Annotated in this window: 8 protein-coding genes and 1 pseudogene; 3 read left to right on the top strand and 6 right to left on the bottom strand. The window is 71.2% G+C overall.

Annotated features, from left to right (window positions below; all coding sequences use genetic code 11):
• The 3 genes and pseudogenes from AOK17_RS50795 to sigE all read right to left on the bottom strand — a co-directional run.
• Window positions 1-751, bottom strand: a pseudogene (locus tag AOK17_RS50795) (hypothetical protein); the annotation flags it as partial.
• Between the two features lie 138 nt (window positions 752-889).
• The gene (locus AOK17_RS20955; protein ID WP_055614051.1) at window positions 890-1,846 is read right to left on the bottom strand and encodes an anti-sigma factor family protein; all 957 of its coding nucleotides are present in this window, start codon (window positions 1,844-1,846) and stop codon (window positions 890-892) included.
• A complete protein-coding gene (gene sigE / locus AOK17_RS20950) occupies window positions 1,843-2,544 on the bottom strand; it encodes an RNA polymerase sigma factor SigE (RefSeq protein WP_055614050.1) in 702 nt (233 codons plus the stop codon). The genes AOK17_RS20955 and sigE overlap by 4 nt, the downstream gene beginning before the upstream one ends.
• Before the next feature lie 214 nt (window positions 2,545-2,758).
• On the opposite strand from sigE, the gene AOK17_RS20945 reads away from it, so the two are divergent.
• Window positions 2,759-3,457: an O-methyltransferase gene (locus tag AOK17_RS20945; RefSeq protein ID WP_281198615.1), complete on the top strand. Its 699-nt coding sequence runs from the start codon at window positions 2,759-2,761 to the stop codon at window positions 3,455-3,457.
• A gap of 145 nt (window positions 3,458-3,602) precedes the next feature.
• On the opposite strand, the gene AOK17_RS48610 is transcribed toward AOK17_RS20945, so the two are convergent.
• The gene (locus AOK17_RS48610; protein WP_003966491.1) at window positions 3,603-3,770 is read right to left on the bottom strand and encodes a DUF3117 domain-containing protein; all 168 of its coding nucleotides are present in this window, start codon (window positions 3,768-3,770) and stop codon (window positions 3,603-3,605) included.
• A gap of 370 nt (window positions 3,771-4,140) precedes the next feature.
• On the opposite strand from AOK17_RS48610, the gene chcB reads away from it, so the two are divergent.
• Window positions 4,141-4,947, top strand: coding sequence for a 2-cyclohexenylcarbonyl CoA isomerase (gene chcB / locus AOK17_RS20940; RefSeq protein WP_055614048.1), 807 nt, complete (start codon window positions 4,141-4,143; stop codon window positions 4,945-4,947).
• A gap of 104 nt (window positions 4,948-5,051) precedes the next feature.
• Here chcB and AOK17_RS20935 read toward each other — a convergent pair whose 3' ends face one another.
• Together AOK17_RS20935 and AOK17_RS20930 are read right to left on the bottom strand one after the other, a co-directional pair.
• Window positions 5,052-5,630 (bottom strand): DNA-3-methyladenine glycosylase I, encoded by a 579-nt coding sequence (locus AOK17_RS20935; RefSeq protein ID WP_055614047.1) that lies wholly within the window; start codon window positions 5,628-5,630, stop codon window positions 5,052-5,054.
• Window positions 5,627-5,980 (bottom strand): DivIVA domain-containing protein, encoded by a 354-nt coding sequence (locus AOK17_RS20930; RefSeq protein WP_055614046.1) that lies wholly within the window; start codon window positions 5,978-5,980, stop codon window positions 5,627-5,629. The genes AOK17_RS20935 and AOK17_RS20930 overlap by 4 nt, the downstream gene beginning before the upstream one ends.
• A 148-nt stretch (window positions 5,981-6,128) precedes the next feature.
• Between AOK17_RS20930 and folP the strand changes: the two genes are divergently transcribed.
• Window positions 6,129-6,989, top strand: a complete 861-nt coding sequence (gene folP / locus AOK17_RS20925) for a dihydropteroate synthase (protein ID WP_055614045.1) — start codon at window positions 6,129-6,131, stop codon at window positions 6,987-6,989.
• Window positions 6,990-7,029: the final 40 nt, after the last annotated feature.

The following is a 7,029-nucleotide window of genomic DNA, read 5'->3' as shown; positions in this document are numbered from 1 at the left end:
GTGCGGGGGCACCGTGGCCTGTGGGGCCGTGGTCGGGAGTGCCGTGGAGGGGGCCCGCCGCCTGGTGGTAGCCGGAGGGCAGCGCCGGTCCGAGGATGCCCTGTGTGGCGGCCGGCCGCGGGACGGAGTCCTGGGGCCCGGCTCCTGCCGGAGTGCCCTGGGGCGGAGTCACGGCATGGACGGCCGTGCCGTGCGTGGGAGTCGTCGCCGGGTGCTGGACCGGGGGCGCGGGCGCCCAGGGACCGGGCCCGCCGTAGGGCGGCGTGCTGTAGGGATCCGGGTCGTGCAGAGGCCTGGGCCGCTCGCCCAGAGGCTCGGGCCGCCCATCGGGCACGTCGGCACCACCGCTCACGGCGGCCGGCACCTCGCTCGAAGCCCGGCCCGGCGTCTGGTCCGGCACCCGGCCAGATGTCTGGCCCGGCACCCGGCTCGGCGCCACGGCGGAACCCGTCGGGGCGTCGCCGCCCAGGGCGTTCGCGACGCCGGTCGCACCCGCACCGCCGGAAACGCCCACGCCATCAGAGGCACCAACAGCACCGGAGCCACCCGGGGCACCTGTGGCGCCTGCGGCACCCGAGACACCGACACCCGCACCCGCGGGCTTCTCCAGTTCGAAGTCGCCGTCCATGTCGCCCCCGTGGAACCCACTCGTGCCGTCCCCCGCGGAAACCGGGTCCACCGGAGCGGATTCCGGCACGTGGGTCCGGGGCCGGCTCCACCACTTCGGCTTCGTGGGCTTCCCCTCGTCCATGTTCTCCCCACACCTGACCCGCGGCTCGACACGTCGGCGGTCACCGCGGTTTGTCCACTCCGAGCCCGGGTTACTACCGCGGGCGCGGCCCATCCCTGGATTCAACCAGGTTCACGGGCCGCCGCGCAGAGGGCCGGTTCAGCCGGGGGAGGAAGGCGAGGGTGAGGCGGACGAGTCGGACGGTTGCACGAGCGGCAGCAGGGACGTCTCCAGCTCCGACGCCGTCGAGAACGCGGTCAGCGCGACCGGTGGGGCGGGGCTGAAGGGGCGTATGAGCGGGGACATCGCTGCGGCACCGGCCACCACGGGGGTGGTCAGCGCATGCAGTGTGCGCGCGCCCTGCTCGGCGGGCGAGGGGGTCAGGGGCGCGGGCACCCCGGGCAGCAGCGGCGCCGACATCTCGGTCTGCGCGCCCCCCTCCGCGGTGAAGGAGCGCTGTCCCTGCGCGAGCAGCGGTGTGAGGGACCGGCGGCGCTGCGAGTCGGGGTTGGTCGCCCCGCCCACGTTCGCCGTCCGCATCGGGGTCACATTGCTTCCGGAGCCGGACCCGCCGCGCGCGTCCGTGGTGTCCGTCGGCATGCCGGTCGACACCCCGCCGAGCGCGATCGCGGCGAGCGACACGGCACCGGCCGCGGCTGCCGCGAAGCGCAGCCCCCGCGAGGCCGAACGCTCGGCCTCCCGCCGGCTTATGTCATGGATGCGGAACCCGCGCTGCTCGGAGGGCAGCACGGCGGCATGGGGCCCGGACGGCACGTAACCGAAGGAGTCCGGCTTCATGCCGAAGACTCCGGACGTGCCGAACCCTCCCCCGCCCAGCGGCGATCCGTCGCCGTCCGGGTCACCTCCTCCGGGGAGCCCCTGCAGACGGGCCAGGAAACTCTCCGAGGGGGGCGGCGGAGCGACCTCCGCGAACACGTTCTTCAGTCGTCGCTGCTCGTCGGCCTCGGCTTTGCACTTCGCGCACGTGGCGAGGTGCGCGAGGACACGCTCGCGCGCCTCGTGACCGAGCTCGCCGTCCACGAGGGCGGAGAGACGGTCTCCGAGGTGCTGCTCGGTAAGGGGCCGATCGGCAGGATTAAGCCGTGATCCACTCACGCGCTCGCGCCCCCTCCTCCCAGAGCGGGCACTCCGGTGACCGCGAAACCGCGGCGCTCGGCACGGGCCTCGGGCGAGCGGTGGGCGAGCGCCTTGCGCAGCTGGGACCGGCCGCGGTGGATGCGGCTGCGGACCGTGCCGAGCTTGACGCCCAGGGTCGCGGCGATCTCCTCGTACGAAAGCCCTTCGATGTCGCACAGGACGACCGCGGCGCGGAACTCCGGGGCGAGGGTGTCGAGGGCCTGCTGGACGTCCGCGTCGAAGTGCGTGTCGTTGAAGACCTGCTGCGGGGAGGGCTCGCGGCTGGGCAGGCGCTCGGCCGCGTCGTCGCCGAGGGCGTCGAAGCGGATGCGCTGCTTGCGGCGGACCATGTCCAGGAAGAGGTTGGTGGTGATGCGGTGGAGCCAGCCCTCGAAGGTGCCCGGCGTGTACGTCGACAGGGAACGGAAGACCCGGACGAAGACTTCCTGGGTCAGGTCCTCGGCGTCGTGCTGGTTGCCCGTCAGGCGGTAGGCGAGACGGTAGACCCTGGCGCTGTGCGTGCTGACGATCTCCTCCCAGGTGGGCGGAGTCCACGCCTGCGAGTCCGCGTCGGACGTGAAGGTCGCGGTCTGAGCGGAGTCAGCGGTGCGGAAACGGTCAGCGGTGTCGTTCACAGATTTCGGCTCACCCGCCGATCTGAGCAGGCGCCTCAGCACCCCTCCCCGATCCACAGGCGCAGCCGCACCTCCCCTGTCGGCTCTGGTGGTGTCCGGTGGAGCCCCTACCATAGCCACCTCGCCCGTTAGCTCCGGATAAGCGGTTTTACGAGAAATTGATACGCGCTCATATGGCTGCGTCAGCACTTGCTCGGTGTCCTGATCCATCTGCTACCCCCGCGTAGTTCTCCACCCCCTCTAAACGCCTGGTCCCATCTGCGGGTTCCCGGCGGCAACGGATACAGTCACGCCCAGGCAACCACGGGGACAGGAGAGGGCCATTACCGGCAACCGGCTGACGAGCTGGGCGTTCGCCGACGCCTTTGTCGCCGAGGACGAAGCACTGCACTGGGCCCGGGACCGGGCCCGGGACGCAGGGCTGCGCTCTGTGTCGCCCGGGACGGGCGCCGCGCTGCGACTGCTCGCCGCCACCGTGGACGCCAAGGCGGTCGCGGAGATCGGCACCGGGACCGGGGTCTCCGGAATGCATCTTCTGCACGGCATGCGGCCGGACGGTGTACTGACGACCGTGGATCCGGAGCCGGAGCACCAGCAGTTCGCCCGCCAGGCCTTCCGCGCGTGCGGCTTCGCGAGCAACCGGGCCCGCTTCATCCCGGGCCGCGCGCTGGACGTCCTGCCCCGGCTCGCGGACGCCGGCTACGACCTCGTCTTCTGCGACGGCGACCGTCTCGAGAGCCTCGACTACCTCGCTGAATCGTTGCGCCTGCTCAGGCCGGGCGGCCTGGTCGTCTTCGAGGGTGTCTTCGCGAACGGCCGGACCGTGGAGTCGGGCCCGCAGCCCACGGAGGTCCTGCGGCTGCGCGAACTGCTGCGCACGGTCCGTGAGAGCCAGGAGCTGATTCCCTCGCTCCTGCCGGTCGGCGACGGCCTGCTGTGCGCGGTCAAACGCTGATCCGACCCCTCGCCCGGCCACCCCAAAACCCCTGCTGACCTGCGCTAACACACATGGCGTACGTCGCTCGCGTACCCCTGAAAACCCACTGCCCCGGCATCACTTTGGATGCCGGGGCAGTGGACAGGTATGGTCGCGTTCCGCGTCAGCCGACGACCTTCTTGAGGGCGTCGCCGAGCGCGTCGGCCTCGTCGGGGGTCAGCTCGACGACGAGCCGACCGCCGCCTTCGAGCGGAACGCGCATGACGATGCCCCGCCCCTCCTTGGTCACCTCGAGCGGGCCATCGCCCGTCCGCGGCTTCATGGCCGCCATGCTCGTTCCCCTTCCTGAAACCAGCTCATCGTCGCCGACGGCCCCACTGAAGGGCACGCATCCTCTCGTCGGACACGCGTCACCGGCATCGAACACATTGCTTCCAGGCCATTATCCCGCATCTCAGGACCCGATGACCAACATCAGTCGGCATCGCTTGCGCAACGCGCTTGAGCAAAACCACTCAATTCGCCGAAGTGGCTGCGATACTGCGCCGCTGCCGCGCCGCTGCATGGACTTTCGGACGCCGGAATTCTTTGACGCAGGTCACATGTCCGAACCCCGCCGCCGCTCATGATCTCCGCCATGCTGTCCTCAGACCAGAACGTACCGACGGGTACGACGGAGCCGCGAACCGGAGGGGACCCCCATGGCCGACACCGTGCTCTACGAGGTGAGCGACGGGCTCGCGACGATCACGCTCAACCGCCCCGAGGCGATGAACGCGATGAACATCGAGACCAAGGTCGCCTTCCGCGAGGCGGCACAGGCAGCCGCGGCGGACGACTCCGTACGGGCCATCCTGCTCACCGCCGCCGGGGACCGGGCCTTCTGTGTGGGCCAGGACCTCAAGGAGCACATCGGCGGGCTGATGGCGGCACGCGAGGCGGGCTCGGGCGGGGGTGTCATGAGCACCGTCCAGGAGCACTACAACCCGATCGTGCGGGCCCTCACCGGGACGGCGAAGCCGGTCGTGGCGGCCGTCAACGGAGTCGCGGCCGGTGCCGGCTTCGGTTTCGCCCTCGCGGCGGACTACCGGATCGTTGCCGACACGGCTGCCTTCAACACGTCGTTCGCCGGGGTCGCGTTGACCGCCGACTCCGGGATCTCGTGGACGCTGCCCAGGGTCGTCGGGCCTTCGCGGGCCGCGGACCTGCTGCTGTTTCCGCGCAGCATCACCGCCCAGGAGGCGTACGACCTGGGGATCGCCAACCGGATCGTGCCGTCCGCCGACCTCGCCGCCGAGGCGGTGAAGGTGGCTCGGGGGCTGGCCGAGGGGCCGACCCTGGCGTACGCCGCGCTCAAGGAGTCTCTCGCCTACGGGCTGACCCACTCGCTGGAGGAGACCCTGGAGAAGGAGGACGAGTTGCAGACTCGGGCCGGGTCCTCCGAGGACCATGTGATCGCTGTGCAGGCGTTCGTCAACAAGGAGAAGCCGAAGTACTTGGGGCGTTGACGCTTCGCCGGACCGGACCGGACCGGACCGGGCCGGTTCAGGGTTCAGAGGGTGCGGGGCGGCGGGGATCGAGCGCGCGGTTCCCCGCGCCCCTGGAGGGCGCCTCAGTGGGCCCTTGCCACACAGTCCTGCAAGTGGTCGTCGACCAGGCCGCATGCCTGCATCAAGGCGTAGGCCGTGGTGGGGCCGACGAAGCGGATGCCCTGCTTCTTGAGGGCCTTGGAGAGGGCTGTCGACTCGTCGGTGACCGCTGGGACGTCGGCGAGGGCCTTCGGGGCCGGGCGGGTCGTCGGGTCGGGGGCGAAGGACCAGATCAGTTCGTCCAGCTCGCCCGGCGCCCACTCCGTGAGCACACGCGCGTTGGCCACCGTCGCCTCGATCTTCGCGCGGTTGCGGATGATGCCGGGGTCGGCGAGGAGGCGCTCCTTGTCGTCGTCAGTGAACGTGGCGACCTCGGAGATCTTGAAGCCCGCGAAGGCGGTACGGAAGCCCTCGCGGCGACGCAGAATCGTGATCCAGGAGAGACCTGACTGGAAGGCTTCCAGGCACAGCCGCTCGTACAGCTCGTCGTCGCCGTGGACCGGGCGGCCCCACTCCTCGTCGTGGTAGGTCACGTAGTCCTCGGTGGACAGGGCCCAGGGGCAGCGCAGGGCGCCGTCGGGGCCCTTCTGGGCGTCGCTCACCGGTGGTCCTCCTCGGCGGGCTTCTCCAGGGAGGTGGACCGGGCCGCGTGGGCCGCTCCGGCCAGCGCGGCCTCCAGGTCGGAGATCCGGGCGTCCCGCTCGGCCAGCTCGGCGCCGAGGCGGCCGAGGGCGTCGTCCACGTCCGCCATGCGGTAGCCGCGCATCGTGAGCGGGAAGCGCAGGGCCTCCACGTCACCCCGGTGCACGGGGCGGTCCAGGGGCAGCGGGTCCTGGAGGCGCTCCGGCGGGGTCTCGGGAAGAGCGCCGCTCTCACCGCCGCCCACCACGGAGAGCGTCACCGCGCCGACCACGACGACGAGGGCGACGACCAGGAACAAGAACATGAACATCGCTGAGGTCCCCACACTCTGGTGCCGACGCGGACGCGTCGGCGCGGAAAGTATCAGGCTCCGATCGTGCCATGCGACTCTGACAGTTAGGGTCGCAGGCGGCGGAACGGCGACATCCGTTGCCAACTACTGGGAGAGGTCACAGGGGATGCTCAGGCTGGGCAGGCGCGAGTTCGAGGCGCACGAGCCGGTGATCATGGCGATCGTGAACCGGACCCCCGACTCCTTCTACGACCAGGGCGCCACCTTCCGCGACGAGCCCGCGCTCGCGCGCGTGGAGCAGGCGGTGTCCGAGGGCGCCGCCATCATCGACATCGGCGGGGTCAAGGCCGGGCCTGGCGAGGAGGTCACGGCCGAGGAGGAGGCGCGGCGGACCGTCGGCTTCGTCGCCGAGGTGCGGCGCCGGTTCCCCGACGTGATCATCAGCGTCGACACCTGGCGGCACGAGGTGGGCGAGGCAGTGTGCGAGGTGGGTGCGGATCTGCTCAACGACGCGTGGGGCGGGGTCGATCCGCGGCTCGCGGAAGTCGCCGGGCGGTACGGGGTGGGGCTCGTGTGTACGCACGCCGGTGAGACCCAGCCCCGGACTCGTCCTCACCGCATCGCCTACGACGACGTCATGGCCGACATCCTGCGGGTGACCGTGGGGCTGGCCGAGCGGGCCGTGTCGGTGGGGGTGGCGCGGGAGTCCGTGCTCATCGATCCCGGGCACGACTTCGGGAAGAACACGCGGCACAGTCTTGAGGCGACGCGTCGTCTTGGGGAGATGGTGGACACGGGTTGGCCCGTGCTGGTGTCCCTGTCCAACAAGGACTTTGTGGGTGAGACGCTCGATCGGCCGGTGAAGGAGCGGGTGGTGGGGACGCTCGCGACCACCGCCGTGTCGGCGTGGCTGGGGGCGCAGGTGTACCGGGTCCACGAGGTTGCCGAGACGCGGCAGGTCCTGGACATGGTGGCGTCGATCGCCGGCCACCGGCCGCCTGCCGTTGCCCGGCGGGGGCTGGCGTAGGGCCTTTTTCGCCCCCGCCGCCCCTACCCATTCCCGTCCC

The organism is Streptomyces phaeochromogenes (assembly GCF_001418655.1).
In the GTDB taxonomy this organism is placed as follows: Bacteria; Actinomycetota; Actinomycetes; order Streptomycetales; family Streptomycetaceae; genus Streptomyces; species Streptomyces phaeochromogenes.
The sequence above is the reverse complement of the archived record's forward strand: the minus strand, read 5'-3'. Positions and strand labels throughout refer to the sequence as shown.